General features: G+C 61.4%; 23 protein-coding genes and 1 tRNA gene. 9 read left to right on the top strand and 15 right to left on the bottom strand.

Annotated features, from left to right (window positions below; genetic code table 11):
* Nucleotides 1-206: 206 nt before the first annotated feature.
* Nucleotides 207-392: a DUF8029 family protein gene (locus LDH66_RS05080; protein WP_226479983.1), complete on the top strand. Its 186-nt coding sequence runs from the start codon at nt 207-209 to the stop codon at nt 390-392.
* Between the two features lie 106 nt (nt 393-498).
* Here LDH66_RS05080 and trpG read toward each other — a convergent pair whose 3' ends face one another.
* Genes trpG through trpD form a run of 4 tightly spaced genes read right to left on the bottom strand, consistent with a single transcriptional unit; the run spans nt 499 to nt 4,593 of the window.
* Nucleotides 499-1,182 (bottom strand): anthranilate synthase component II, encoded by a 684-nt coding sequence (gene trpG / locus LDH66_RS05075; RefSeq protein WP_226479982.1) that lies wholly within the window; start codon nt 1,180-1,182, stop codon nt 499-501.
* Nucleotides 1,179-2,921: an anthranilate synthase component I gene (gene trpE, locus LDH66_RS05070; RefSeq protein ID WP_226479981.1), complete on the bottom strand. Its 1,743-nt coding sequence runs from the start codon at nt 2,919-2,921 to the stop codon at nt 1,179-1,181. Before trpE ends, trpG begins: the two co-directional genes overlap by 4 nt.
* A gap of 2 nt (nt 2,922-2,923) precedes the next feature.
* On the bottom strand, nt 2,924-3,574 hold the full coding sequence (locus tag LDH66_RS05065) for a phosphoribosylanthranilate isomerase (protein WP_226479980.1): 651 nt from the start codon (nt 3,572-3,574) through the stop codon (nt 2,924-2,926).
* Complete coding sequence (gene trpD, locus LDH66_RS05060; protein ID WP_226479979.1) at nt 3,571-4,593, bottom strand: anthranilate phosphoribosyltransferase; 1,023 nt, start codon at nt 4,591-4,593, stop codon at nt 3,571-3,573. Before trpD ends, LDH66_RS05065 begins: the two co-directional genes overlap by 4 nt.
* Nucleotides 4,594-4,777: 184 nt before the next feature.
* Here trpD and LDH66_RS05055 point away from each other — a divergent pair.
* Nucleotides 4,778-4,852: transfer RNA gene (locus LDH66_RS05055), tRNA-Val, on the top strand.
* 319 nt (nt 4,853-5,171) lie between these two features.
* Here LDH66_RS05055 and LDH66_RS05050 read toward each other — a convergent pair.
* Both LDH66_RS05050 and LDH66_RS05045 read right to left on the bottom strand, forming a co-directional pair.
* Nucleotides 5,172-5,525 carry a hypothetical protein gene (locus tag LDH66_RS05050; RefSeq protein ID WP_226479978.1) on the bottom strand — a complete coding sequence of 118 codons (354 nt, stop codon included), beginning with the start codon at nt 5,523-5,525 and terminating at the stop codon, nt 5,172-5,174.
* Between the two features lie 1,190 nt (nt 5,526-6,715).
* Complete coding sequence (locus LDH66_RS05045; RefSeq protein WP_226479977.1) at nt 6,716-7,726, bottom strand: tyrosine-type recombinase/integrase; 1,011 nt, start codon at nt 7,724-7,726, stop codon at nt 6,716-6,718.
* A gap of 445 nt (nt 7,727-8,171) precedes the next feature.
* On the opposite strand from LDH66_RS05045, the gene LDH66_RS05040 reads away from it, so the two are divergent.
* The gene (locus tag LDH66_RS05040; protein ID WP_226479976.1) at nt 8,172-9,080 is read left to right on the top strand and encodes an AEC family transporter; all 909 of its coding nucleotides are present in this window, start codon (nt 8,172-8,174) and stop codon (nt 9,078-9,080) included.
* 72 nt (nt 9,081-9,152) lie between these two features.
* Here the strand turns inward: LDH66_RS05040 and LDH66_RS05035 are convergent, their stop codons facing one another.
* From LDH66_RS05035 to LDH66_RS05020, 4 genes are all read right to left on the bottom strand, one after another.
* The gene (locus tag LDH66_RS05035; protein ID WP_226479975.1) at nt 9,153-9,881 is read right to left on the bottom strand and encodes a hypothetical protein; all 729 of its coding nucleotides are present in this window, start codon (nt 9,879-9,881) and stop codon (nt 9,153-9,155) included.
* Between the two features lie 81 nt (nt 9,882-9,962).
* A complete protein-coding gene (locus LDH66_RS05030) occupies nt 9,963-10,745 on the bottom strand; it encodes a YihY/virulence factor BrkB family protein (RefSeq protein WP_226479974.1) in 783 nt (260 codons plus the stop codon).
* 120 nt (nt 10,746-10,865) lie between these two features.
* Nucleotides 10,866-11,609, bottom strand: coding sequence for a CAP domain-containing protein (locus tag LDH66_RS05025; protein ID WP_226479973.1), 744 nt, complete (start codon nt 11,607-11,609; stop codon nt 10,866-10,868).
* Between the two features lie 120 nt (nt 11,610-11,729).
* Nucleotides 11,730-12,041: a lycopene cyclase domain-containing protein gene (locus tag LDH66_RS05020; RefSeq protein ID WP_226479972.1), complete on the bottom strand. Its 312-nt coding sequence runs from the start codon at nt 12,039-12,041 to the stop codon at nt 11,730-11,732.
* Between the two features lie 105 nt (nt 12,042-12,146).
* Between LDH66_RS05020 and LDH66_RS05015 the strand changes: the two genes are divergently transcribed.
* On the top strand, nt 12,147-13,304 hold the full coding sequence (locus LDH66_RS05015) for a CBS domain-containing protein (protein ID WP_226479971.1): 1,158 nt from the start codon (nt 12,147-12,149) through the stop codon (nt 13,302-13,304).
* 235 nt (nt 13,305-13,539) lie between these two features.
* On the opposite strand, the gene radB is transcribed toward LDH66_RS05015, so the two are convergent.
* Complete coding sequence (gene radB, locus LDH66_RS05010; RefSeq protein WP_226479970.1) at nt 13,540-14,274, bottom strand: DNA repair and recombination protein RadB; 735 nt, start codon at nt 14,272-14,274, stop codon at nt 13,540-13,542.
* Between the two features lie 318 nt (nt 14,275-14,592).
* Between radB and LDH66_RS05005 the strand changes: the two genes are divergently transcribed.
* Complete coding sequence (locus LDH66_RS05005; protein ID WP_226479969.1) at nt 14,593-15,351, top strand: hypothetical protein; 759 nt, start codon at nt 14,593-14,595, stop codon at nt 15,349-15,351.
* A gap of 46 nt (nt 15,352-15,397) precedes the next feature.
* Here LDH66_RS05005 and glmS read toward each other — a convergent pair whose 3' ends face one another.
* From glmS to LDH66_RS04990, 3 genes are all read right to left on the bottom strand, one after another.
* Entirely contained in the window at nt 15,398-17,206 is a 1,809-nt protein-coding gene (glmS, locus tag LDH66_RS05000) for a glutamine--fructose-6-phosphate transaminase (isomerizing) (RefSeq protein WP_226479968.1), read from the bottom strand.
* Complete coding sequence (locus LDH66_RS04995) at nt 17,206-18,390, bottom strand: sugar phosphate nucleotidyltransferase (protein WP_226479967.1); 1,185 nt, start codon at nt 18,388-18,390, stop codon at nt 17,206-17,208. Before LDH66_RS04995 ends, glmS begins: the two co-directional genes overlap by 1 nt.
* Before the next feature lie 438 nt (nt 18,391-18,828).
* Nucleotides 18,829-19,806 (bottom strand): DUF1616 domain-containing protein, encoded by a 978-nt coding sequence (locus LDH66_RS04990; RefSeq protein WP_319004342.1) that lies wholly within the window; start codon nt 19,804-19,806, stop codon nt 18,829-18,831.
* Nucleotides 19,807-20,524: 718 nt separating this feature from the next.
* Between LDH66_RS04990 and LDH66_RS04985 the strand changes: the two genes are divergently transcribed.
* Complete coding sequence (locus LDH66_RS04985; RefSeq protein ID WP_226479965.1) at nt 20,525-21,439, top strand: DUF7982 domain-containing protein; 915 nt, start codon at nt 20,525-20,527, stop codon at nt 21,437-21,439.
* A gap of 215 nt (nt 21,440-21,654) precedes the next feature.
* Here the strand turns inward: LDH66_RS04985 and LDH66_RS04980 are convergent, their stop codons facing one another.
* A complete protein-coding gene (locus LDH66_RS04980; RefSeq protein WP_226479964.1) occupies nt 21,655-21,936 on the bottom strand; it encodes a DUF8044 family membrane protein in 282 nt (93 codons plus the stop codon).
* A gap of 671 nt (nt 21,937-22,607) precedes the next feature.
* Between LDH66_RS04980 and LDH66_RS04975 the strand changes: the two genes are divergently transcribed.
* The 3 genes from LDH66_RS04975 to LDH66_RS04965 are packed head-to-tail and all read left to right on the top strand — an operon-like array spanning nt 22,608 to nt 25,739.
* Nucleotides 22,608-24,065 (top strand): nucleotide sugar dehydrogenase, encoded by a 1,458-nt coding sequence (locus LDH66_RS04975; RefSeq protein WP_226479963.1) that lies wholly within the window; start codon nt 22,608-22,610, stop codon nt 24,063-24,065.
* The gene (locus LDH66_RS04970; RefSeq protein ID WP_226479962.1) at nt 24,058-25,020 is read left to right on the top strand and encodes an NAD-dependent epimerase/dehydratase family protein; all 963 of its coding nucleotides are present in this window, start codon (nt 24,058-24,060) and stop codon (nt 25,018-25,020) included. Before LDH66_RS04975 ends, LDH66_RS04970 begins: the two co-directional genes overlap by 8 nt.
* The gene (locus tag LDH66_RS04965; protein ID WP_226479961.1) at nt 25,017-25,739 is read left to right on the top strand and encodes a glycosyltransferase family 2 protein; all 723 of its coding nucleotides are present in this window, start codon (nt 25,017-25,019) and stop codon (nt 25,737-25,739) included. Before LDH66_RS04970 ends, LDH66_RS04965 begins: the two co-directional genes overlap by 4 nt.
* Nucleotides 25,740-25,741: the final 2 nt, after the last annotated feature.

Here is a 25,741-nt window from a genome sequence, read left to right as displayed (position 1 = left end):
AACGGCCGCCTGTGTGGTCAACGATACCTACGTTGCGGACCGCCTTAACGATTTTCAGACCGGACTGAAAGTGACTGTAACCGACGAGATGGCGTCGCAGTCCCGTGATTTTCTCTTTTGAAAATGTGTCTCTGTGAGTCAGTCGTCGTCACGAGTTAGTCACGCTATCCAGAAAGATTACGTCCCTGGGGCGTGGGAAATAGCGTATGATCGATGCACTGACGTCGGCACCACCGATCCTACTGGTGTTGGCCGTCCTCGCCGCCTTCGCGGTCGCCGTCATCGCGCTCCGAATCGCGATCAAACTGGCCGTCCGAGTCGGCATCGTCGCCGCAGTCGTCCTCGCGGCCCTCTACGCGGTCGGGCAACTCGAGTTGCTCCCCGGCGTCTGAGACGGCTTCGGACAACTGACGATACCAGTGACGAATCGCCCCGCTACGAGAACGCTATCCGTTTTCGACTCGATCCGTCTCCAGAGCGCCGCGGCTCGATTCGCGTCTAGACGTTCGAGAGGAAGTTCTCGATCACGTCGTGACCCGCCGCCGTGAGCACGCTCTCGGGGTGGAACTGCACGCACTCGAGGGGATACTCCTCGTGGCGGACGCCCATAACGAGCGTTTCCTCGTCCTGCGGTTCCGCCGCAGAGTCGGCGGACCCGTGTTCCGCGCTGCCGTGTTCCGCGGTCGCCGACACCTCGAGACAGTCCGGCACTTCCGTCGCGACGAGCGAATGATAGCGACCCGCTCGAAAGCCCTGCTCGAGGCCCTCGAAAACGCCCTCGCCGTCGTGGTCGACGGCGGAGGCCTTGCCATGGATTGGGTCCGGCGCGCGGCCGACGGTTCCGCCGTACTCGTAGACGGCGGCCTCGAGGCCGAGACAGACGCCGAGCGTCGGTATTTCGGGCGAGAGTTCCCGGAGCACGTCCATCGTGACGCCGACGTCGCGGTCGTTCTTCGGGTGGCCGGGGCCGGGACTGACGATGATCGCGTCGGGGTCGACGGCGCGGACGTCCGCGAGCGAGGCGGTGTTCTTTAGCACCTCGGTCTCGGTGCCGGCCTGCTGGCTGACGTACTCGACGAGGTTGTAGGTGAACGAATCGTAGTTGTCGACGAAGAGGACCGTGATCGGGTCCGCATCTCCGTCGGTGGTCGCAGCCGCCTCGTCAGTCGCGGCCGGGCTCATTGCCCCACCTCCGGCGTCGCTTCGCGGTCCGCGTCCGAACCGGCCTCGCCGGCCGGGAGCTCGATCTCCTCGAGCGCGGCGAGGACGCCGCCCATCTTCTGCTCGGTCTCTTCGTACTCGGCGGTGGGATTGCTGTCGGCGACCAGCCCCGCGCCGGCCTGGACCGTGATTCGATCCCGGTCGCCCTCGTCTCGCGGGTCGTCCCTCCCCGCTCGCTCATCCGCGGCGCGTGGCGCCGCGCCCTCTTCGACGGTCGCTGTACGAATGACGATCGCGAAGTCCGTATCGCCCGTCCACGAGTAGTAACCGACGCCGCCGCCGTAGAGGCCGCGAGGTTTCGACTCGAGGTCGTCGATGATCTCCATCGCCCGGATCTTCGGGGCTCCCGAGAGGGTCCCGGCGGGGAACGAGGCACGAGTCGCGTCGAACCCGTCCGAGTCGGCCGCCAACGTTCCCGTCACGGTCGACTCGATGTGCTGGACGTGGCTGTACTTGAGGACGTTCATGAACTCGTCGACGCGGACCGAGCCCGGCTCGGAGACGCGGCGCACGTCGTTGCGCGCGAGATCGACCAGCATCGTGTGCTCGGCGCGTTCCTTGCCGTCGGCCAGCATCTCGCCCGCCAGTCGGCGGTCCTCGACGGGGCTCGAGCCCCGGTCGCAGGTGCCGGCGATCGGATTCGACATGACTTCGCGCCCGCGGACAGAGATCAGGGTCTCGGGGCTGGCCCCGACGACGGTCAGGTCGTCGTGGTCGAGCAGATACATGTACGGCGACGGGTTCACCTCGCGCATCGCCTCGTAGAAGCCCATGGGGTCGACGTCGCCGTAGAGCTCTCGCGTCCGCGAGATGACGCCCTGGTAGATGTCGCCGTCGAGGACGTGCTCTTTGGCCCGCCGAACGCTCTCCTCGTACTCGTCTCTGGGACCCGCAACCTCGTCCTCGCGGACGAATCCGCCCGTCTCGGGTCGATCAGCCTCGCGTAGCGTCGCCGCGACCTCGGCGGCCTCCGCCTGCAGCGCGTCGTACACCGCGTCGGGGTCGTCGTCGGCCTCGAGGACCGGCGTACAGACCAGCGAGACCGTGCCATCGCGCTCGTCGAACGCCAGCGTCTTCGTCGTCAGGAGGAACTGCGCGTCCGGGAACCGCGAGTCCGGCCGCTCGCAGCCGACCTCCTCGAGCCAGAGATCGTAGACGGCGTCGTAGGCCAGAAAGCCGACCAATCCGCCCTCGAGATGCTGACGGTCGTGGTCCGGCGCGTTCTCGAGGCGCACGTCCGGCATCGCGGCCCGGAGCGCGTCGACGGTGTCGCCCTCGGCGTCGGTCCGAATCGAGTCGAGCGGCGCGTCGTCGGACAGCGCCTCGACGGTGGCCTCGCCGGATTCGACCGTCACGACGGCCTCGGGATCGTACCCGACGTAGGAGTAGCGCGCGTGCCGTTCGGCGTCCGCAGCGCTCGGCCGGAAGGCCCCGTCCGGATCGCTCGAGGCGGTCTTCTCCGCGCTCTCGAGCAGGAACGCGTACGGCGAGCGCTCGCGATCGATCGCCTCGGAGCGGCCGGTGAGCGCGGCGTAGGCGGACAGCGGTGTCGTCTCGACCTCGAGCGTCGCGACGGTGTGGACGACGACCGGCTGATCCGCCCGGTCCTCGCTCGTGCCCGCGTGGTCGCGGAACGTCTCCCGGTCGATGTCGAACGCCGGCCGGTCGGCCGGCACCGAATCGGAGTCGTGTCCGGTCACGGTTACGGCTCCGCCGGTCTGTGGGCGTTCTTGGCTCGGTCGACGAACGATCGGACGGCGTCGACGTCCTTGACGCCGCCGTCGTTCTCGACGCCGCTGGCCACGTCGACGGCGAACGGCTCGACGGTTCGGACCGCATCGCCGACGTTGTCGGGCGTCAGTCCGCCCGCGAGGATCAGCGGGGAGTCGAGGTCCACGGCGGCCAGCCGCGTCCGGTCCCAGTCGTGGGTCCGTCCCGTCCCACCGCCCCCATCCTCGCCCGGCGTGTCGACGATGAGGCCGTCGACGACGTCATCGTAGGTCTCGGCGGTCGCCGCGTCGTCGGCGTCGACCGCGAGCAGGAGTTCCGTCTCGAGTTTCGCGCGCAGATAGGCGAGGTCGCCGACCCGGATGTCGCTGTGGATCTGAATCGCGTCGGGTTCGACCTCCTCGACCAGTTCGATCGCTTCCTTCGGGCCGGCGGGCATCGTCACGAGCACGCTCGTCACGAACGGCGGGGTGGCCGCCGCGAGCGCCGCGGCCCGTTCGACCGAGACCTCCCGCGGCGTGTCGACCGAGACGTCACAGATGATGCCGACCGCGTCCGCGCCCGCGTCGATCGCTGCCTCGAGGTCGACTTCGCTGGTCAGTCCACAGATCTTGACGCGCGTCATCGTCCCTCCTCTACCGGCTCCGGCGTCGCGCCGCGGAGTCGCTCGAGTTTCCGGGCCGCCGCACCGGACTCGATCGCCTCCCGGGCCGCGTCGGCTCCGGCCTCGAGCGAGTCGGCCTCGCCGGCGACGTAGATCGCCGCGCCGGCGTTCGCGAGGATGACGTCTCGCTTCGCGCCGGTGACCGTCCCCTCGACGATCCCGCGCATGTCGTCGGCGTTCGCTTCGGGCGAGCCGCCGGAAATGTCTTCGATGTCGTGTTCCTTGAGCCCGAGATCGGCCGGCTCGAGGGTGTATTCCTCGACCTCCGAACCCGTCACTTCGGCGGCGACCGTCTCACCGTGGATAGCGATCTCGTCGGTCCCCGCGCCGTGGACGACCAGCGCGCGCTCGACGTCCATCCGGGACAGCGCGTCCGCGAGCACGGGCACGAGATCGGGATCGTAGACGCCGACGACCTGTGCGTCCGCGCCGGCGGGGTTGGTCAGCGGGCCGAGCACGTTGAAAATCGTCCGCATGCCCAGTTCCTTGCGCGGCCCGATGACGGCCTTCATCGCCGGATGGAACACCGGCGCGAGCATGAAGCCGATGCCGTCGTCCTCGATAGCCTCCTCGACGGCTGGCGGTTCGGCCTCGACGTTCACGCCGACCTCCTCTAAGACGTCCGCGCTGCCCGACGAGGAGGAGACCGAGTAGTTGCCGTGCTTGGCGACCGGGACGCCGGCTCCGGCCGCGACGATCGCGCTCGTCGTCGAGACGTTGATCGTGTCGTAATCGTCGCCGCCCGTGCCGCAGGTGTCGACCAGCGGCTCTCGCTCGGGCGTGATCGTTCGGGCCGCGTCGCGCATCCCTTCCGCGAAGCCCGCGATCTCGGCTTCCGTCTCTCCCTTCGCGCGCAGTGCCGCCAGCAGTGCGCCGATCTGTGCCTCCGTCGCCTCCTCGAAAACGGCCGTCGAGGCGGCTCGAGCGTCCGATTGCGTGAGATCCTCCCCGTCCGTGACTCGTTCGACGTATTCCTGCATAGTGAACACCAATGTACGTAGTTGTCTTGTAATGACCAAATCAGTACATCGACTTAAGCGTATCGACCGGGTGCGTGGGGGAGACTCGCGTACGGCAACCGATTCGAAACCTTCAATTGGTGTGGGGAGCAACGATTGATTGCAGACGAGGTGGCGACGGACGCCACGGACGAAAGCGCAACCAGGGTTGGTGGTCTAGTCTGGTTACGACACCTCCTTGACATGGAGGAGGCCGGCAGTTCAAATCTGCTCCAACCCACTACACTCCCTCCGGTCGTGTGAACCGCATTACGGAGGGGACTTTTTCCTAAGATTCCCCTCTGAGATCGGAGTTTTTGCTCTCAATTCATTGCGGGAAGCAACCATCCCCAGCGAGTGCTACCGATTAGATCCAAATAGGAAGTTAGATTGTAGCCATATATATTTACTCCCCTATACTAGAAGAGGGCAAAATAAAAGAGTAGGCATAACAGGCAGCATCTCCCTTCTTAGGTATACTATGGTCTTAGACCTCTCTTCTATCAGTACAGGAAAAACAGGGCAACTCTATCAATAGGTCACATTATACTTCGATCGCACTAGCTCTTATTTCCAGAAGTGGCTTCTTCGTATGTTTCCTTTGCATCTTCTTGGCTTCCATCTTTGTACCAGCCGTCTTCCGAAGTATTTCCAGAATTTGTACCGCCTTTCCAATTCGAGTCAGTCTTCCGACTTGGTTCCTTAGCCCGTGACTCCGAAATGAGCTTTTTAGTGAATTTCTCTATATCTCTAAACAGTATTATTACAATGGAAAGGCCGGCCACAGCACTTGTTAAATACACTAGTACAAAGTTTCCAGAGGAGATGAGTGGACCAATAAGGAAAGAGAAAACTAGACTAATACCAAACGCCTTAAACCAAAATGCAATTCCTGCCTTTTTTGCGGAGACCATACCATTTCTGAAGTTCTTAGGAATATATATTTAATGATAATATGTATAGGTGTCCTTCATTTGACGAGAAGGCAGTGGAGGGTTGGAACATTGAGCGAATTCGAAAACGTATGAGTGTAAGTAACCCCTCTAGAAAATAATCAGATTTTGTCACTGGCTCCAGAGATATCAAAGATGTTAAGTTGATACCCTCTCTTTGTAAGAGAGGGAATTTTGCGTTAGGCGATCCACTTTGGAGAGCCATCTATTTCTCCCTCTTGCATCATGACAATGGCCTCTAATGCGCAAAGACCAAAAGAAAAAGTCCAGACCTTTAGTGATTGGTCTGCGAAACAAAATAGACCATGGCTCACCAACACTGAATTGATAGAATTATTGGAATATTCTCTAACAAAACCAGATACTAACAATGCTACCCGCATTCACGACATATCTAATGTAAATTCTAACTCTTACAATTCAGAGAAATACAAACATCTAGACGCTTATAATTCAGGAATACAGAATCTAAAATGGAATAATGAAGAATACATCACATACCAACTTAATAGCCACTTGATTAAATCCCTATCGGCACAGTTAGATCTCACAAAGAAGCAATGTGAGAGATCCTACCGATGGTTCATGGAGATTGATCTCCAAACCTGTGGTGTCAAGGCTGAACTTGTAGCATTTTGCGTCTGTGCCCTTTCTGTACATAGAGATGATACTAATCGCACGTACCACTATAATCAGAGAAAGGAACATCAGGATAGTCTCTTTTCAGATATAGCAGAGAGTATTGATTTGTGTGAAAGTGAGATACAACGCCAGTATGCTAAATTAGAACAGCAGTCATATAGAGACCGTATCAGAGATAGGAATTATCGATCGTTCGAAAACCGGTGGCAAGATAGAGGGGGTATATAAACCCTATTGCATTCTTATAAGTGAAGGCAGCAATGAAGAAGAATCCTTACTTGCAGAACCTTCATTAAGTCAACTTATTCGACGGGAAGCGGAGGGAGCGAGAGCGACTGACGCTTCTTAAATAAGTCCTCCGCAAAAGGATATTAGAGAACCATATAAGTTATCACCAATAATAATTATTGGTGGGAGAACATATGGTTACAAGATTAACGATTTCCCTTCTCGTCGGATAAAGGAACTGAATTGGTAGTTTTATGACTATTCCTTACCAATCCTTCATTTCATATGTTGTCAAGGTATTGCTTCCGTGTATTCGCTTTTTCTTCTTCTGTCCTTGCATCATAGTGCTTATCCAGCACTTTCTGGCTTACGTTCATGCGGTCAGAAACCACATCCTTTGGTACATCTGAATTCAGATGGTCTGTTATCGCACTCCGCCGAATTGGGTGAGGACTTACTGCCGATGGGCACTCATATGAGTCTCGCATTTTTCGGCGTGCGTCACATGATTCTAAATCCTTCCCATGGGGGCATTCTCCAGTATATTGGCAAGGTTCGCTGAGATGTTCTACATACAGTCGAAGTGTTTGTGTCGAAGCCCTCCCCTGTCTAGTAGGAAAGAGGGGCTTCCGGTCGTTCTCATCTACCTTCTCGAGTCGGTTGTGTCGGATATAGTCTGAAAGAGCAGTTATAAGACCATCTTTGGAGATAGCCACAGCTCGCTGTCCATCTTTTCCGTTCTTGAGCGGTGTACCTTGCTCTGGACGGTGTCGAATATGTAGTAACCCTTCTTCTGACTCCCAATCACCCACATCTAACGCATGGACAGTACCAACTCTCATTCCCGTGTGATAGAGAAGATAGAACAAGACATGGTCACGAGAGGCATATTCGAACCGATGATAGTACTCTAAAATCTGATTTGCTCGCTCGGGTGCGATTGTCTCATTTTTGACCGGATTCTCTGGCTTAGGAATATCCAGCTTTTCAGTCAGACCTTCTTCTACCAATTCTCGTTGCTCACACCATCCGAGTAAGGCACGTAATGTGGTTAGATTATTGTAGAGCGTCTGTTCATTGATTTCTGAATTCTCTCTTCTCCATGTCTTATATTGATTCAGTATAAATCCATTCAGAGCCCCGATTTGTTCGAGTCCAGTTTCCTCTGTCCATTCGATAAAGGAACGGAGGTGGTACTTCTGATTGATGAGAGTACTTTCCCGTACTTCATGCTCTCGCTCCTTCTGAAACTGTTCTACGACCGCTCTCGGCGTTTCTTCAATGTTTGCCATGTTGGACTGGTTGGTGGAGTCCAATCGGTTACAATCGCTTTGAACGGTGTGGAGGAGCCGGCAGTTCAAATCTGCTCCAACCCACTACTTCTTTCGCGAACACCTCCGACGGCGAGCGACGCGTTCGTGAGTGCAGGCAGGACTCTACTCGTGGCTGTAGAGGCTCCCCGTCCACGGACCGACGTCGCCGAGCCGGATGAATCCGGCTGCGAGCACTACGATATTCGTTCCGAGGACCAGGTTCGTTGTTTCTCGTCTCCCGGCCCACTGGCGTGCTGCGTCCGATGACATTGGTCTCATATATCAAACTAAGTGTCATTACTGTGACGATGAACGGAGACTCTCCGTCGGCTTGGCCCCTCAGACTCAAGGACGGGTGTGAAACGCCGTCCCACCCCCGAGCGGGATCGAACGGTACAAACCCGCGAGTCGATTCGGCCGGGACATGGAAGTCGTCGGTCGGCTGTTGTCGTTGCTCGTCGTGTTGGTGGTTGGCGCTGGATTGCGGACGACCGGCATTCTCGATACGCGCCGGACCGAACTGCTGAACGCCCTCGCCTACTACGTCGCGCTCCCGGCGCTGATCTTCGTCTCGACCTACGATCGGTCGATCGGGGAACTCCTCTCCCCCGCACTGCTCGGCGGACTCCTGTTCGTGCTGTTCGCGACCGCGGGGGTCGCTTGGCTCGTCCACCGGAACCGCGGCTCGCGGGCGCGCCGGAGCGTCGCGATCATCCAATCCTATCACTCGAATCTGGGCTACCTCGGACTTCCCCTGGTCGCTGCAACCTTCGATCCGGCGGTGACGGCGATCGCGAGCGTCGTGCTGGGCGTCATGTCGTTGACGCAGGTACCGCTGACGGTCGTGGTGCTCTCGATTTTCAACGGGGCCGACACGTCGATCGCGCGTGAGGTCCGCGGGCTCGCGACCAACCCGGTACTGCTGACGCTGATTGCCGGGCTGGCCGTGGGCTCGATCGGGATCGCGATTCCGTCGCCCGCCGCGACCGGTCTCGACGCCGTCGGCTCGCTCGCGTTACCTGTCGCCTTGCTCTGCGTCGGGGCTTCCCTCGAGGTCGACCTCCCCTCGATCGACGTCGGTGCGACCGCCGCCGTCGTTGCGCTCAAGATCTGTCTGATGCCCCTCATCGCGTGGGGCGTCTTCTCCGCGCTCGCCGTCGACTCCGCGACGTTTACCGCCTGCGTGGTGATGCTCGGGACGCCGACAGCCGTCTCCACGTTCGTCTTCGCGAACGAACTCGGCGGCGACAGGGAGTTCGCCTCGCTGAACGTCTTCGTCACGACGCTCGTCTCGGTCGCGACGCTGTTCGTCCTGATCACGCTCGTGAGCTGAAACCGACGCCTCCGGCCGCTGTCGATGACCCTCGAGCGGAGATGGAAAGAAATCGGAGCCGTAGACCCGCTCTTATCGCGAGAAGAGGCGCTTGAGTCGGCCGAATAGTCCCGGACTGTCGTCCCCGTCGCTCCCATCGTCGCTCGAGGACGAGGTCGGGACCGAGTCGCGGTCGACCGACCCGGCGAGCGGCCCGGCGTCGTCGGGCAACGCGTCGTCGGTATCGGTCCCGCCGCTCTGGCTCGTCTTGAGGTCGTCCATCGAGAGGTCGACGTCGTCGATCTCGGGGGTCGACTCCCGATCCGCGCCGGATTCGGACGCGCGGACGTCCGCGCCGGTGACGGTTCCGTCTTCGACGCGGGCGGCGAGATCCTCGAGCGAGGCGTCGTCGGGGAGCGAGGACGCGGCCGCGTCGACCGTCGCGGCGTCGGTCGCGGTCGATCCCTCGTCGGACTGAGCGTCGGTCGTCTCCGTCTCGGTTTCAGCTTCGGCGGTCGTGTCGTCGGCCGTCGCGGTGGTCGTTTCCGCCGCCGACTGATCGGCGTCGTCGGCTGCCGTCTCGTCGGCTTCGGGAATCTCCTCTTCGTCGAACGCGGTCGTGACGGAATCGTTCGAGTCGCTCGTCGTGACCGCTGCGTTGTCCGACGCCGTCGAATCCAGCGACTCGAGGATGTCGTCGACGCTCTCGTCGGAGACGACGCGCTGGGGACCGCCGCCGGGTTCGGGACTGCCCGTCGAATCGGTCTCGTCGGCCGCGCCGGGGTCGTCGGTCGCGGTGGTGGTCGATTGCTCGTCGCTCATTGTGATTCTCTGTCGCTGCCGGGGACATAATCCTTCCCCCAGGGCTCGGCGGGCCGAGACGGAGGCCGACGCGGGGACGGCCTACTCGGCGATCGGCGGACGCGCTCGGACGACGTTGAGGACGGCACCGACGAGAATGATGATGCCGGCGAAGTAGAGCCAAGTGACGAACAGGAGGACGGCACCGACGGCTCCGTAGGCCTCGTACTGACCGGCGTTCGCCGCGTAGAGCTGAAAGCCGAGCTGGAGGATCGTCCAGCCGACGGCCGCGAAGAGCGCGCCCGGGAGGACCTCGCCGAGTTCGACCGGTATCGGTGGGAGGACGTAGTAGATCGGCAGGAAGACGAAGACGAGCCCGGCCAGCAGGGCAACCCAGCCGAGCAGACCGGCGAACGGCACGCTCTCGGGAACGAGACGGAGCGCCGCGCCGATCCCGATCATGAGGACGAGTGCGACCGCGCCGGCGACGATCACGGTGAGTCCGTCCCTGATCTGATCGACGAGCGTGTCTTCGGCCACCTCGTCGTAGACCTTATCGAACGCGAGGCTCAGGCCGCGAAAGACCTTGAGTGCGCCCCAGGTAGCGACGAGGAACGCGACGACGGTCGCCTCGGCGCGACCCGATTCGGTCGTTAGCGCTTCGGTGACCAGCTGCTCGCCCGACGCCGGGAGGAAGTCGCCGGCGACGGTGATCAGCCGCTGGGCCGCCTGCTCGCCGCCGAGCAGCGAGCCGACGACGAGCGCGAGCAGGACGAGCGGTATCAGCGAGACGAACGCGTAATAGGCGAAGCCGGCGGCGAGAAAGGTCAGATCGCGGTCACTCGCCGTCCGGTAGATCGCGGTGAGTGTCTCGGGAATTTCCATACGGTCCGTACGACGGTCAGGTCTAAGAACGTGTAAGTGATTCGCAGTTCCTGTGGCCGGTCCAGTCACGCCGTTTCTGTCACAACTATCACGGCTCGAGACAGTGTGTCCGACCGATGGTCACCATTCGCGACAGAAGTTCTGGCCCGCGTAGACGGAACCGTCCTCGGCGATGTAGACGCCGACGCCGGCGCGATCCCAGCGGGGCGTCTCGCCCTCCTCGAGGATCGCGTGTCGGTGATCCGTGGAGTTCATCCACTGATTGACCAGCCCGGTCGCGAGGTCCTCAGCGGTCCGATAGCGGACGACGTCGTCGCCGTCGGATCGCTGGACGCGCCGATCGACCCACGTCATGGCGATGTTCTCACCGTAGCCCTGACAGTAGCTGTCGACGTCCTCGAACCGGTCGTAGGGCCCCTCTCCGTTGGGGTTCGTGTGTGAGAAGTACTCCCGGCGGGCCATATCGTAGGTGTGAGCGCGGGCGACCGACGCGACCGTTCCGTCCCACTCGAGGGGCTCGAGGCCGTGTTCGGCCCGACGCTCGTTGATCTCGGCGTGGACGAAGTCCTCGACGGCGGGCGAGGCGACCGTCTCGACGTCGGTTTCGTAACTCGAGTTCCCGGGGTCGTCCGGGTCGGTCACGGCGGGGTTACGCTCGCCGGCCGGCGGCGGCTCGGAACTCGGAGAGACGTCGCTCTCGAGGCCGAGGCCGTCGATGAGCTGCGGTGCGAACAGTGCCGTTCCGAGCGCGAGCGAACAGACGAGGGCGACGGCGATGAGGAGACTCACGACGCCCCGAAGCAGGGCGCGGTCAGTGCTCTCTGCCGTGTCGAGCGCCGTCGCCGCGGACCACCGACCGTCCATTGAATCGAGCGTCCACCGCTCGGCACAAGACAGTCGCGGTCGCTTACACGTCGTGAGACGGCGTTTCCACTCAGTGAGAGGAGGACGAGATCGTCTATCGAGAGCCGGAGAGCGGGCGTCTCAGCCGTCCGCGGCTCCGTCGCCGAAGATCGTCTCGTGGATCCCAATGACGAGTCCGGGGACGACCGCCATGAACAGGTGCTCCTCGAGCGGGATGCCGGCGACGTCGACGCCGGTTCGGAGTTTGATGTCGAAGACGCCCACGGCGAGAGTGTATCGGTCCCAGACGTAGGCGATGGGATACAGCGCGAGGATCGTGACCGCCGCCTTCCGGAGCGCGTTCGCGCGACGGAGCAGGAGGGCGGCGACGACTCCCCAGACGATCTCCGTGACGAGGTAGGTGTAGCGACCGAAGACGCTAATATCGGGCATCGGCAGCCGATTCAACGGCCGATGCAAAAACCCCCGGGCTGGTCCTCCCTGGATAAAACGGGCAGTACGTTAAATACCTCTGCGACAGTACGTACTCCTAGAAGGATGAATATCGCTGATATCGCCACCACGGAGTTCATCGAAGTCGACGTCGGCACACGCATGGGGAAGGTCCGTTCAATGTTCGAGAACGGCAACCCCAAGGGAATCATCGTCACCGACGACGGGGAGTACGAGGGCGTCATCAGCGAGCGGGAGATCCTCCAATCCCACGTCGAGGACGACGCCAAGGTCGCGGCACTCACCAAACCGAGCCGGAGCACGCCGTCGCCCAAGGTCGACCGGCAGGAAGACGTCCGAGAGACCGCACGCGTGCTCGTCGAGAGCAACGCCAAGGTCGCGCCGGTCTTCGAGAACGGCGAGCTCTGGGGCGTCATCACCGACGACGCCATTCTCGAGGCGGTCCTGGAGAACCTCGACACGTTGACCGTCGAGGACATCTACACCGCCGATCCGGTCACGCTCACCGAGGACGACGGGATCGGCAAGGCGATCAACCTCCTGCGCGAGCACGGCATCTCTCGACTCCCGATCATGAACGAGAACGGCTACCTCTCCGGGGTCGTGACGACTCACGACATCGCCGACTTCGTCATTCGGGAGAACCACACGACGACGACCGGCGATCGGGTCGGCGACACGCAGCGCCTGCTCGACGTCCCGGTCTACGACATTATGAACAGTCCCGTCGAGACGACGACGCTCGACGCCACCGCCAAGGATGCCGTCGAAACGATGCTCGACAAGGACTACGCGGGACTGATGGTCACGCCGGCGGACGACGACCGCGTCGTCATCGGCGTCATCACCAAGACGGACGTCCTGCGCGCGCTGACGTTCACCGAGGAGGAACACATGGACGTCCAGATCACGAACATCTCGATGCTCGACACCATCACTCGGGAGTCGATCGTCCAGAGCATCGAGGACGTCTCGGACAAGTACGCCGACATGCAGGTGATGCACGCCCACGTCCGCTTCCACGAACACAACGAGAAGCTCCGTGGCACCCCGCTCGTGCAGTGTCAGATCCGCCTGCGTACCAACAAGGACCAGGTCGCCGGCACCGGTGAAGGGTACGGCGCGGAGAACTCCTTCCGGGTCGCACTCGACAAACTCGAGCGCAACGTCCTCGAACTCAAGGGCGTCACCAGCGACCAGGAGTACCGCGGCCAACTCCTGCGGAAGCTCAACCAGATCTGATCGGTCACCCGTGCTCGAGGCCATCGGACCGGGTCATCGAACCGACGGTCGCGTATTTTTGCCGCAGTGTCGAAATCGGGATCGAGTCGTCTGTGGGCGGTTCGCGTCGATGAAACGATCGATACCGGCGTGGACACGAGAGACGGTTCGGCCGCGAAACGAGGCGGGCAGTGCAGGGATTCAGCCGCGAAACGAGGCGAGCGCTGCGAGGATCGGCGCGCCGGGACGACGCGAGTCAGGCGCGGCCGGTTCCGTCTTCGCCCTCGAGCCCGGTCTCGGTAATCCGGAACTGTACCGACTCGCCGGCGGGTTTCGAGCGGTGTTTCTCCAGGGTCGCGCGTCGCTTCCCGCCGCGGAAGCGCTCGAGGCGGACGACCGTTCCGGTCCAGTGCTCTAAGGTGTTGCCGCCCAGTCCGCGGGTTCGATCGGAGTCGGGATCGGCGAAGACCTGATTCGTCAGGACGACCGCGAGATCGTATTTTCGTGCGAGCGAGAGCAGATGCGTCACCTGCCGGGTGACGCTCCGAAGCGCCTCGCCCTCGTCGCCGTCTGCCGTGCGCTCGAGGCGGTAGAAGCCGGTCGCGCTGTCAAGGACGATCAGTTCCGCGCGCTCGGCGAACTCCTCGGCGTCGCGGACGGCCTCCGCCTGTTCCTCGAAGTCCAGGACGTCCTCGATGACGATTCGCGAGGCGACGGCTTCGATGTCGTCGGTCTCCTCACCGTCTCGAGACGGCCCGTTGCCGGTTTTGGCCTCGAGCAACTGCTGGAAGCGGTCGACCGAGACGCCCTCGGTGTCGATGTAGACCGCGGTCCCGCTGTCGACGGCCGTTTCGACGGCCGCCGACAGCGCGATATTCGTCTTCCCGGCGGCCGGCGGGCCGTACAACTGCGTGACGGTCCCGCGTTCGAACCCCCCACCGAGCAACTCGTCGACCGGGCCACAACCGGTTGAAATCGGCTCGTCGGTCACGGTTTCAGTTGACAGGGAACGCGCAAAAAGGCCCCGGAACGGGCCGGAGATCGGTATCGGTATCGGACGTCCACTACTGACTCGGTTCGTGATGCAGACGAGCGGGGTGCTCGCGTAGCGGTTAAGCGTGTTCCATCCCACCCTCGCACCGCTCCGCATTCCTCGCACACGTCTATCTCCACTGACCTGTGTGCATCCCGGTCGATTCTCAGTCCAACGCGTAACGTTATGTCTTCGTGACACCCGATCCCCGGTCGGCCCGCGGTCGATACCGACCGTTCGAGTACGTTTATTCGTCGCGAGGGCGAACCCTTCGGTGTGATCGTCGTCGCAACGTCAGACTTCGAGGTGTACCACGGCGTCGTCAACGAGCTCCGCGACCGCGGAACGACGTTTACGACCGTCGAACCCGACGAGGACCTCCCCGAACGGGCCACCGTCGTCGTCACTGGAACTGACGACGCCGACGACTTCGCGGACGTGACGACGATCGTCGCCGATCCGGACGACCCCCGGCGCGCGGTCGATCAGGCGTTGGCCGCAGTTCGCGGCGACGGTGGGCGGACGATCATCGGCGTCGACCCGGGCCAGCGGCCCGGTATCGCCGTCCTGACCGGCGAGACGATCGTCGCGACCTTCCAGGTCCCGCTCGGCGACGCCGTCGACGTGATTCAGCGCGAAGCGGCCGACGCGCCGTCCCCGGTCGTCCGGATCGGCGACGGCTCCCGCCTCGAGAGCGCGAAACTGGTCAACGAGCTCGATGCGCTTAAAGTCGAACTCGTCGACGAGACCGGAACGACTCCTTATCTCGGCACGGGGGCCCGAGGGATGGGCGACGTCCTCGCCGCGGTCAACATCGCTCGGCTCGAGGGGGAGGTGGTCGACGCCCGCGAGATCGAGCCGACGGAGGGCGAGATTCAGGTCATCAAGGACCGCTCGCGCGAAGCGAGCGAGCACAACCGAGCGATCGACGAGGTGCTGGCCCGTCGGGTCGCTGCCGGCGAGTTGACCATCGACGAGGCCCTGACGGAGCATCGGGACGAATCCGGCGACGAGAAGGGGAAGCGGGAGGAGTAGGACAGTCGGTCAGACGGTCGAATTCAGCCGATCGCGTAACCGGTACTCATTTGACGGTCACGCTCTTCGCGAGGTTTCTGGGTTTGTCGATCGAACGGCCCAGTTGATTCGCAGTCCAGTACGCGAGCAGTTGTAACTGTACGTTCGCCAGAATCGGTGTGAACTGCCACGCCGTCTGGGGAATTCGCAAGATGTGATCGGCGTAATTCTCGACTACATCCGGCGAATCCGTCACCGCGATCACGGGCGCTTCGCGAGCTTCGACTTCCTTCATGTTCCCGATCATCTCCTCGGCGTTCGATTCACCGGTGACTATCGCGATCACTGGTGTCCGTTCGGTCACCAGTGCCAGTGGCCCGTGTTTCAACTCGCCGCCGGGGAAGCCCTCGGCGTGTTTGTAGGTAATCTCCTTCATCTTCAACGCGCCCTCGAGCGCCACCGGTGCGCTGTATCCGCGGCCGATGACGAAATACGCGTCCGAGTTCGCGTAGACGTCGGCGATCTCTGTCGCACGGGACTGGTCCAGAATCGACTGAATCTGGTCGGGCAACGCTCGAAGTCCTTCGACGAACTCGCGAGAACACTCGTCAGTCAGGGTACTCGAGAGCATCGCCAGCGCGACCTGCTGGGAGGCGAAGGTCTTCGTTGCAGCGACGCTGATCTCCGGGCCGGCGCGAATGTACATGACGTGATCGGTCTCGCGCGACGCCGAGCTACCGACTACGTTCGTCACCGCTAACGTCTCGGCACCCCTCCGATTCGCATCCCGAAGTGCACCGAGCGTATCGGCCGTCTCGCCGCTTTGGGTGACGCCGATGACGAGCGTATCTCCGTCGATCGGTACCGCGCCCGCATCGTATTCGCTCGCATAGAAGGCCGTGGCCGGAATGCCACCCGCGCGAAACAGCCGAGCAGCGTACAGTGAGGCGTGGTAAGACGTCCCGCAGGACACGAGGTGGATGCGTTTCGGTCGATCGATTCCGTCGAGTTCGTCGATCGACACGGTTCCGGCCATTTCGTCGGTCCGTCCGCGGATACAGTTGCGAATCGCTCGTGGCTGCTCGTTGATCTCCTTGAGCATGTAGTGATCGTAACCGCTCTTGCCGGCCTCTTCCGGGTCCCACTCTACCGTTTTGACGGGCATGTCAACGACCGTGCCTCGCTTGTCGGAGATCTCGACGCCCGCTGGACTGAGCTTCGCGAACTGATCGTCTTGCAGATAGACGACCTGATCGGTGTACTCGAGAAACGCCGGGACGTCGCTCGCCAAGTGATAGCCGTCGTCGCCGATTCCGAGGACGAGCGGCGACTGGTTTCGCGTCGCGTAAACCGCTTCGGACCCGGAGAATACCGCTGCGACGGCGAAACTTCCGTTCAACCGATCGATCGCGCGTCGGAATGCCGTCTCGATGTCTGCTCCCTGCTCGAGCGACGTTTCGATCAGGTGTGGAATGACTTCGGTGTCAGTTTCGCTGTCGAACTCGTGGCCTGCGGCTTCGAGTTCGTCGCGGAGTACTCGGTAGTTTTCGATGATTCCGTTGTGAACGACTGCGACGGAACCGTCGCAGTCGGTATGTGGATGGGCATTCTCGTCCGAGGGCGGGCCGTGCGTACTCCACCGAGTGTGCCCGATTCCGGCGTATCCGTCGATCGGTCCGTTCGGAACCATCTCTTCGAGTTCCGACAGTTCCCCGTTTCGCTTGTACACCGAGACCGACGCGTTCGCGATCGCCACTCCCGCCGAGTCGTATCCCCGGTACTCGAGGTCGGAGAGCCCATCCATCAACACGTTGAGGATATCTCTATTCGAGTGGTGGTCCGTCCGAGTCGGGGTGTATCCGATGATACCACACATTAGGACCGCACCTCCGTGCCCTCAGTGAGCGTTCCGCGAACGGTCGTTCCCGGATGCACGTCCACGTCAGGGCCGACGATCGAACCGGGGACGTACGTGACTCCGCCCCTATCGCTGGCTCGATCCGCCAGCAGCGCGCCGAGCGATTCGTCCTCGAAGATTCGGTCCTCGACGCGAACGTCCCCGGGGCCACCGCCGATGATCGATCCCGCCCCGATCGTCACGCCGACGCCGGTAACGCACTCGAGCGCCGTCGCGTTGGCTTCGATGCGCGTGTCGGCGTCGATGACGCTTTCTTCGACGACCGCGTTCGAGCCGACGGTCGCGTTCTCGCCGAGACACACGTACGGTCCGACGACGGAACCCGGTCCGACGACGCAGTCCTGATCGACGACGACCGGTTCGCGAATCACCGCCGACTCGTGAACGGTCGTCCCGTGGCGACTGTCAGGCGGTCGACTGCCATCGACGACTCCTGCGTCGAACAACTCGAACGAGACGTCGAGCAGGTCCCAGGGATAGGTAGCATCTACCCAGAGCCCCTCGGAAACCACGCCGCGGACGATTTCTTCCGAGTCGATGAGTGTTGACAGGTCGTCTACCAAGTGATGTTCGCCGGTGCTCGGCTCTGCCGTTCGAACTGCATCGAACACTGCCGGCTCGAGAACGTAGACGCCGGCGTTGAGAAAGTAGTCGCGGTCATCGCGGGGATTTTCGACGATGCTCGTTACGCGTCCGTTGTCAACGATGACGCCGCCGTACTCTTCGATATTTGGGCGCTGCAGTAACCCGAGGGTCGCAGCGGAGTCATTTTCGTGTCCTGCTATCGTCTCCCGAATGATTCGGCTATCGACGATCTGGTCTCCGTTGATAACGAGACAGCCGCCGTCTACAGCGGATTCAGCGGCAAGTAGGGCGTGACCGGTTCCGAGTTGTTTCTCCTGAGTGACATACGTGAGCGGGACGTTTCGGTACGTCGATCCGAAGTACGACTGGACGCGATTACACCTGTATCCGACGACGACGACTATTTCCGAGAGTCCGGCATCAACGAGCTGATCGAAGACGTGTTCGAGAATCGGTTTCGTCGCCGCGGGGAGCATCGGCTTTGGTCGGTTCCGAGTGAGCGGCCGCAGTCGATTTCCTTCACCAGCAGCTAGTACAATAGCCGTCTTCACATCCATATTCACTCCGCTTACGCCCGCTTGTTTTGAACCTCTGAAAGTATTGTCGGCGAAATATACAATATGTCTCGTATATTCGGGGCAACATTATGGAAATTCGGTAAATAGTTTCTTATCGTACGACAGAACCGTGACGCCGTTTCGTCGCCGCGTCGAACGAACGAGGATGAACCGCTCGGTGAAGTCTCGCCGCTTCTCGGGTCAGTAGCCGTCTTCGCGGTCGGACGGCTGCTATCCATCAGAAGAACAATTGTTCACACGCGCCGCTCCGATCGTTTCGCTCCTATCAATACAGGATTTGAACTGATCGTCCGATATCAGGTTCTAATGGCGATTCAGATCCCGAGCGAGTGAAGTTACACTCGGCGGACAGTACACAGTCTCGCTCCGGTTCGATTCGGCGTTATCGCTCGAGAGCTCGAGTTCGTTCGCCCGGTCTCAGGGGTCCCCGTTCGACTCGTCTACGTCGGCCCAGAGATGGACGGCATACGCTGCGTTCTCCATTGACGGGTCCTCCGGAACGTCACCACCGAGATAGACTAGCCACAAAAAGCGGACGTTCTCGCCGCCGATCGTCGGTTCGATACCGTGTTCCTGCCGCCACGTTTCTCCCGAATCGAGTCGCGTTTCAAACCGGTCAATCTCCTGTTGGTCGGTGATGACGAGGTCGTCACCGTCCGACTCGACGGCCTGTTCGACGACGACAGTCGTGTAATTCACCGTCTCGTGTTCGTTGTTCTCGATCCCGACGACCAGTTCTTGACGTTCGCCGCGTTCGAATTCGGTCGGGTACTCCCCGGCGACCAGTTCACCGTCCCCGTCCTCGCTCAAGAGATACACCTCAGAGAACTGCTCTCCGCCGGAAGGAGTGGTCGCCGCATAGCCGACACCGCCGACAGCGAGCAAGATCGACGCAACGAGTAGCACGGTAATTACCGTCTCGCCTCGATCGGTCGGGCCGACCAGTGTGGATCGGACCGACGTCAACCAGCCTCGGACGGGTACTCGGAACCGCTCCTCCTCGGAAAGTCGCAGCCGTCGGGCGGTGGCCGTGATCGTCAGTAGCAGCGTGATGGCCGTCGTCGCGGCCAGTAGCGATACCGGCCCGATTCCCCACGGCGTGTAGTTCAGGAGGAGTGCGGAACCGGGAACGATAGCGACGCTCAGACCGAACGAGAGAACGATCCGTTCGAAACCGTCGATCTCCGTCTGCCACGGGGAGTTCGATACCGAGGCGGTTCGATCATCGGGTACCGACGGTCCCGCGCCAGCAGCAGACCGATCGGCCTCGGGGAAGAGAGTCGCGACGAGAACGTACCCCGGGACGAAGAAAACGAACAGGAATCCCAGGGGAACGTCGAGCGACGTTTCGCGAAAGATCGGTGCGAAGACAGCGATATTTACGAGTAACGTCACGGCGAGTATTCCGACGAGATCTATCGGAACTCTGTCGAGCCGACGGGGGCGGGACGGTCGATCGGCGGTCATCAATTGCCGACCACGTCGTCGGCCCGTAAAATTGGCCGGCCGACAGTCACGGGCTCTGTCGTATCTGCGCCGGATTTCGATCCGTCGTGGCGTCCGTTCGGGGACGTTCGAATCGATGGAAGTCGGATCGCGAGGCGGAGTTCGCCGGAACGACTCGACGGCGAGGTGACCGGTCTGCGTACCGTCCCCATTCCAGTACAGGGTCTGACTTTGCGATCACCAACAACAAGATATTGAGAGAGACTGTCTCGTCGCGGACCTCGTGACGAGGGGAATAATATCGTCATACCGCTCTGTTACGACCACTGGTTTCAAACATCCGTTCGGCATAGCACGAGAATATGCGTCTCACGTGCGATCGGGGTCGATTACTGCTCTTCGACGAGTGTCTACCGGCAGCGATCTCAGCTGCGTCCTCGAGTCGCGTCGATCCGGACTCCGTCCGTTCCAAGACCGCTGAGCGCCGGCGACCTCATCGCCCCGCTTCCGGTCACGACGTTGATAGCGTCGTTCGCCCGCGGTGGTTCGGTCGGAGAGGTGGTGGATTCGCCGCCCTCATCGAGACGAAACCGGCAGACGCTCTCGTGAATCAGCGCCCTCACCGGGGGCGAGATCGACGCGACCGCCGATTCATATCGAGCAACGCATGAGCGCGAATAATTTCGACGGAGACGATCTCTCGCGGGACACCGACGGCATCGCGGTTCAGGTCGACGAGGCGGATCGGTCCGAACTCACGGAACGGGTCACTCTGTTGACCAAAGAGAACGAGCGGCTTCGTGAAGAGAACGAGCGACTTCGAGGCGGAAACACTCCGAACGGGTCCCCATATCGACGAATGGGGCTCTGTCTGGCTCTCCTCGGCGCGCTGTCAGGTCTGGCTGCGATCGTATTTCGCGATTCACAGGGAGTGCTGTTTGCCATCGGAGCTACCGGGCTGTTCGGTGGTCTGTTGACGTATTACCTCTCATACGGCCGGTTCCTCGATGCAGCGGTCTGCGAGGGGATTTACACTGCCGTCGCAACCAACGGTGCGACCATTGCCGACGAGTTGAGCCTCAGAGACGAGCATATTTACGTCCCCGACGGCCGCGACGGAGCTCGGCTCTTCGTTCCCGAACGATCGGAGTATGACGTTCCCGACACGCTCGACGGATCGATCTGTGGAGACGACAGTCGACAGGAAGGAGTGATCCTCGAGTCGACCGGTGCAGGTCTCCTTCGGGAGTTCGACCGGACGTTGTCCGATGATCTCCCCGACGCACCGCCCGAACTCGCCGTCTCCCTCGCGGACGCCCTCGTCGAGCAGTTCGAACTCGCCGAGCGCGTCGATCCCAGCGTCGATTACGCGGACGGACGCGGGAGCGCCACGATCGCGATATCGGGGAGCGCACTCGGCGACGTCGATCGGTTCGATCATCCGATTGCATCGTTCCTCGCAGTCGGGTTCGCCGCCGGTCTCGAGCGACCGGTTTCACTCGAGGTCACGCCGGGGGACGATCGGACCGAGTGGGTCGTGAACTGCCAGTGGAACGCGTCTGACGATGATACCGATCCGTAACTGTCTCTCCGAGTAACGAGTTCGAATCCGCTCGCGAGCGGAGACTAACTCCACACGCGGCGATCACCCGTCTCCCCGTCCCGATCCCACGACCGAACTCGCTCACGGTGTCCACCCGTCGACGAGGCGAGACGCGACGGAGCGGGCACTCGAGATCGGTTCAGCGGCGGGAGCCGTCGGAGTTTCGCGCAGTGTACCAGTTGCGGTCCGAGGTCTCACCACGCCACGAGACCGGTGGATACCGTGACGGAAATCCGTCTGGCAATGACGAGTGCGAACCCGACCAATCCGAGCGCAATGAGCCACCGTACCCGCTTGCGCCACGCCGGAGTCGCGACGGCGGGCGCAGTCAGTTCCGTCACCACGAGAAAACCGATGAGAGAGACGATGAAGAACGACTCGTAGGAGAACACGCTCAGCACCGATAATGCGAGTATCGTCACGACCATCCAGGCGACTTGTCCGCGAACGAACCACAGCCGACGTTCGGTAGTCATTGACAGTACTCTGTGCGCAGCGAGGACCTAAAACCGTCGTATCGTTGACGGTTGCTTTCGGTCCGGTCGACGGCGGTAAGTCGCAGTTATCGAGGATTACCACAAAATAACGAACTATGCGCTATTTCCGACGGATATCTCGAATTCTGTCGGTCGATTCCACGGCGAGTATGACACTCACACACCGGAGATATAGCAATTGGTAATACTGGGGTGAGAAAAGCTCATATCCGCCAGAGAGGGGATGAGTGGATCCATATCGACGATCAGAGTAGCCCGTTCGAACCGATTTGGTGCTATATATGACAACTAGCATACAGCGGCTGCAATTTTGACATATTATAGTAAATTACGATCCGAGAAACAAACTGTTGCCGGCTAAAACGATTCGTGCGCAATCGCCGTTCTGATATGCGGAGGCGATGATATAACGTAATACGTGGGCGATCGCCGTAACAGTATACGACGCTTTTGCGCGGAACCCCACTAGACCCGGTAGCTATGCCGGCACAGTCTATACATACAGCAGCAATTGCCTCTCACCGATCGTTCGTCCGAACGTCGCCCCCGATGCTCGGTCGGTCACCGGGAACGTCCACGGGCCGACGCGATAGTAGTAAAAGCGCCTCACGGAAAAGCAGGAATCGGACACAGCGCCGGGGAATCGTCCGATGAAACGGTTCGATCCCGCCGACACCGACCAGACGGGGTCCGATCCTGCCGACACCGACCAAACGGGAGATCTCTCCGAGATCGTTCGCGTCGCGTGCGTCGGCCTCGGTTTCGTCGGATACAACTCCGCACTGGCGTTCAGTCGCTCGGAGTATCCCGTCGTTGGTGTCGATACGGACGACGCGCTCGTCGAGGCAGTTCGTGACGGCAACTCGCCGTTCGAAACGGAAGAGCTAGAGGAGCATATCGACGACGGGAACTGTGAAGTGACGACGCGGATATCGGAGGCCGCCAGCGCGGACGTGTACGTTATCAGTGTTCCTACACCATTATCTGCGGACAATTCGCCGGATCTCTCCGCCGTTCAGGCCGCCGCCCGGGACGTATCGAGCGTCCTCGAGGAGGACAACCTGGTCGTCGTCCAGAGCACCGTCTATCCGGGCTGTACGCGAAACGATGTGCTCCCGGAACTCGAGCGTTCCGGGCTCGACGCTGGTTCCGACTTCGGCGTCTCACACGTCCCGGAGCGGTATAGTCCCGGGAACGACGAGTCCAAACGAACGGCGCGGGTCGTCGGGTCGATCGATGACGCGTGGCGTGACCTGACCGCGGAATTATACGAGGATATCGCTGATACCACCGCCCCGGTATCGTCACTCGAGGTCGCCGAAACGACGAAACTGGTCGAGAATATCCAACGAGACGTCAACATCGCGCTGGTAAACGAATTCGCGTCCGCGACGGAGCGCCTCGGCATCGACATTTCGGAGGTGATCGATGGGGCCGATACGAAGTGGAACTTCCATCGCTACGAACCGGGACTCGGTGTCGGCGGCCACTGTTTGCCGATCGATCCGCACTACTTTCGATCCGCCGCGGAAGAACGAGGGGCCGATCTAGCGTTGATCCCGGCCGCCCGCGAAATCAACGATTCGATGCCGAAGTGGTACGCGGACAAAATCCTGCAGACGATCGACGGCGTCGGCAAGTCCCGTTCGTCTACTGTCGTGTCAGTGCTCGGCGTCACGTACAAGCCGAACGTCAAAGACATCAGAAACAGTCCGGCAGTCGAGTTGATCGAGTTGCTTCGGAACGAGAACGTCTCCGTCGAGGCGTTCGATTCCCAGTATCCGCCGGGTGAAGAGATCGAAGAGACCGGCATCGGAAACAACTCGAGTGTGATCGCGGCGGTACGTAACGCCGACGTCGTCGTGGTGGCGACGGGGCATGACCTGTTCCATCGGTTCGATCCGTCGGCACTGGCTGCCGCGATGGCTCCCGATCCGATTCTGATCGACCCCCAGAAGACGCTCGATCCGGACGCCGTCGCTGAGAGCGGATTGATACGCCCGCGCGATATCGATCCGAACTGGTCGCAGCATCCGCAGGTCACCGAACCGACGAGCGGCGTTCAGGCGGATGGACGGGGAGAGAATCGGAGGGAGACGGATGATTAGCGACAAGCGCGTGCTGGTGACCGGCGGCGCGGGATTCATCGGCAGCCACGTGGCCGAACAGTTGCTGTCCGAGAACACGGTGACCGTTCTGGATGACTTCTCGGTCGGTAGTGAGCGACATCTCTCCTTCCTCCCGTCCGAGCGGATCGTGAACGCCGACGTCTGTGATACGGCTGCGGTCCGAGACGCAGTCGACGGTCACGACGTCGTCGTCCACATGGCGGCCATGATGGGCGTCCGTCGCACCCTCCAGAAGCCCCTCGAGGTACTCCGAGTCAACATCGACGGAACCCGAACCGTCCTCGACGCGGCCGCCGAGTCGGACGTGGACCGCGTCCTCTTCGCCTCGACGTCGGAGGTGTACGGCGACGTCCCGGACGTTCCGTACCACGAAGACGACTCGCTGGCTCCGGAAACCAACTACGCCGTCGCGAAACTGGCGAGCGAACGCTTCGTCAGAGCGTACACGTCGAAACGCGACCTCGATCACACGATCGTTCGGTACTTCAACGCGTACGGTCCGCGTCAGGACAGCTCGGCGTACGGCTACGTCATTCCGATCTTCGTCGACCGAGCGCTCTCGGGCGAGCCGATCGAGATCCACGGCGACGGTCACCAGACGCGAGACTTCACGTTCATCTCCGACGCCGTCGACTGTACGATAGCCGCGCTGGGTCCGGAGGGCCGGAACGAGACGTTCAACATCGGAACGGGGACCGAGACCAAGATCCGATCGCTCGCCATGGCAGTTGCCGACGTGGTCGACGGCGCAGAAGCAGTACACGTGGAACACCCCCGACCCTACCGCATCGAACGCCGGTGTGCCGACGTTTCCCGCGCGGAAACCCGGTTGGGATACGAACCGACGACGACGGTCCGCGAAGGTATCAAACGGACGATCGAGTACTTCGAGCAGCGACGGAAGCGGGAATCGTCCTCGCCATCATCCTCATGACAGACACGGCAGCCGTCCTTCCGGCGCACAACGAGGAATCGCACGTACAGGACGTCATCGCCCGGATCGGGGAAACCGGACTCGTCGACCACACGATCGTCGTCGACGACTGCTCGAGCGACGAGACCGCCGCTCGCGTCGAAGCGACCGACGCACTGTTACTGTCGAACGAACGGAACCGCGACTACGGCGGCGCGATCAAACGCGGCTACGAGCGTGCGATCGAACTCGGCGTCGACGTGATCTTCCGCCTCGACGCCGACGGCCAGCACGATCCTGACGAACTCCATCGGTTCTCCCGGAAGTTGGAACGGTCCGACTGCCAGTACGTACTCGGGAATCGGTTCGCGGATCCGTCCTTTCGAGATGCGATGCCGCTCGACAGGCGGTTCGGGAACCGGATCGTCGCGCTGGCGACGAGCCTCCGGCTCGGGAAACGGGTCCACGATCCGCCGTGTGGCTATCGGGCGATGGACGCGAACGTACTCGCACAGACGCCGTATCGATCGTTCTCGAACGACTTTCAGATCGGCGTCGAAGAGATCTTGGCGTTCGACTCGCTCGGTGCGGGGATCGACGAAGTCCCCATCTCTTGTATCTACGCGGACGAGGAGTCCTCCCTCACCTACTACGACGGGCTCAAATTCCTCTATCCGAACGTCACGTGGTGGAACCGACCCGAGACGAGTACCACTCTCGAGCAGTTCGCTCGGAGGTGACC

Source organism: Natrinema amylolyticum (assembly GCF_020515625.1).
Taxonomy (GTDB): domain Archaea; phylum Halobacteriota; class Halobacteria; order Halobacteriales; family Natrialbaceae; genus Natrinema; species Natrinema amylolyticum.
This window is presented reverse-complemented; position numbering and strand designations above follow the sequence as displayed.

What these genes read in the sequence shown, in the direction of transcription:
- LDH66_RS05080 (WP_226479983.1), top strand. Translation starts at nt 207, where the DNA reads ATGATCGATGCACTGACGTCGGCACCACCGATCCTACTGGTGTTGGCC.
- trpG (WP_226479982.1), bottom strand. Translation starts at nt 1,182, where the DNA reads ATGAGCCCGGCCGCGACTGACGAGGCGGCTGCGACCACCGACGGAGAT.
- LDH66_RS05065 (WP_226479980.1), bottom strand. Translation starts at nt 3,574, where the DNA reads ATGACGCGCGTCAAGATCTGTGGACTGACCAGCGAAGTCGACCTCGAG.
- trpD (WP_226479979.1), bottom strand. Translation starts at nt 4,593, where the DNA reads ATGCAGGAATACGTCGAACGAGTCACGGACGGGGAGGATCTCACGCAA.
- LDH66_RS05050 (WP_226479978.1), bottom strand. Translation starts at nt 5,525, where the DNA reads ATGGTCTCCGCAAAAAAGGCAGGAATTGCATTTTGGTTTAAGGCGTTT.
- LDH66_RS05045 (WP_226479977.1), bottom strand. Translation starts at nt 7,726, where the DNA reads ATGGCAAACATTGAAGAAACGCCGAGAGCGGTCGTAGAACAGTTTCAG.
- LDH66_RS05040 (WP_226479976.1), top strand. Translation starts at nt 8,172, where the DNA reads ATGGAAGTCGTCGGTCGGCTGTTGTCGTTGCTCGTCGTGTTGGTGGTT.
- LDH66_RS05035 (WP_226479975.1), bottom strand. Translation starts at nt 9,881, where the DNA reads ATGAGCGACGAGCAATCGACCACCACCGCGACCGACGACCCCGGCGCG.
- LDH66_RS05030 (WP_226479974.1), bottom strand. Translation starts at nt 10,745, where the DNA reads ATGGAAATTCCCGAGACACTCACCGCGATCTACCGGACGGCGAGTGAC.
- LDH66_RS05025 (WP_226479973.1), bottom strand. Translation starts at nt 11,609, where the DNA reads ATGGACGGTCGGTGGTCCGCGGCGACGGCGCTCGACACGGCAGAGAGC.
- LDH66_RS05020 (WP_226479972.1), bottom strand. Translation starts at nt 12,041, where the DNA reads ATGCCCGATATTAGCGTCTTCGGTCGCTACACCTACCTCGTCACGGAG.
- LDH66_RS05015 (WP_226479971.1), top strand. Translation starts at nt 12,147, where the DNA reads ATGAATATCGCTGATATCGCCACCACGGAGTTCATCGAAGTCGACGTC.
- glmS (WP_226479968.1), bottom strand. Translation starts at nt 17,206, where the DNA reads ATGTGTGGTATCATCGGATACACCCCGACTCGGACGGACCACCACTCG.
- LDH66_RS04995 (WP_226479967.1), bottom strand. Translation starts at nt 18,390, where the DNA reads ATGGATGTGAAGACGGCTATTGTACTAGCTGCTGGTGAAGGAAATCGA.
- LDH66_RS04985 (WP_226479965.1), top strand. Translation starts at nt 20,525, where the DNA reads ATGAGCGCGAATAATTTCGACGGAGACGATCTCTCGCGGGACACCGAC.
- LDH66_RS04980 (WP_226479964.1), bottom strand. Translation starts at nt 21,936, where the DNA reads ATGACTACCGAACGTCGGCTGTGGTTCGTTCGCGGACAAGTCGCCTGG.
- LDH66_RS04975 (WP_226479963.1), top strand. Translation starts at nt 22,608, where the DNA reads ATGAAACGGTTCGATCCCGCCGACACCGACCAGACGGGGTCCGATCCT.
- LDH66_RS04970 (WP_226479962.1), top strand. Translation starts at nt 24,058, where the DNA reads ATGATTAGCGACAAGCGCGTGCTGGTGACCGGCGGCGCGGGATTCATC.
- LDH66_RS04965 (WP_226479961.1), top strand. Translation starts at nt 25,017, where the DNA reads ATGACAGACACGGCAGCCGTCCTTCCGGCGCACAACGAGGAATCGCAC.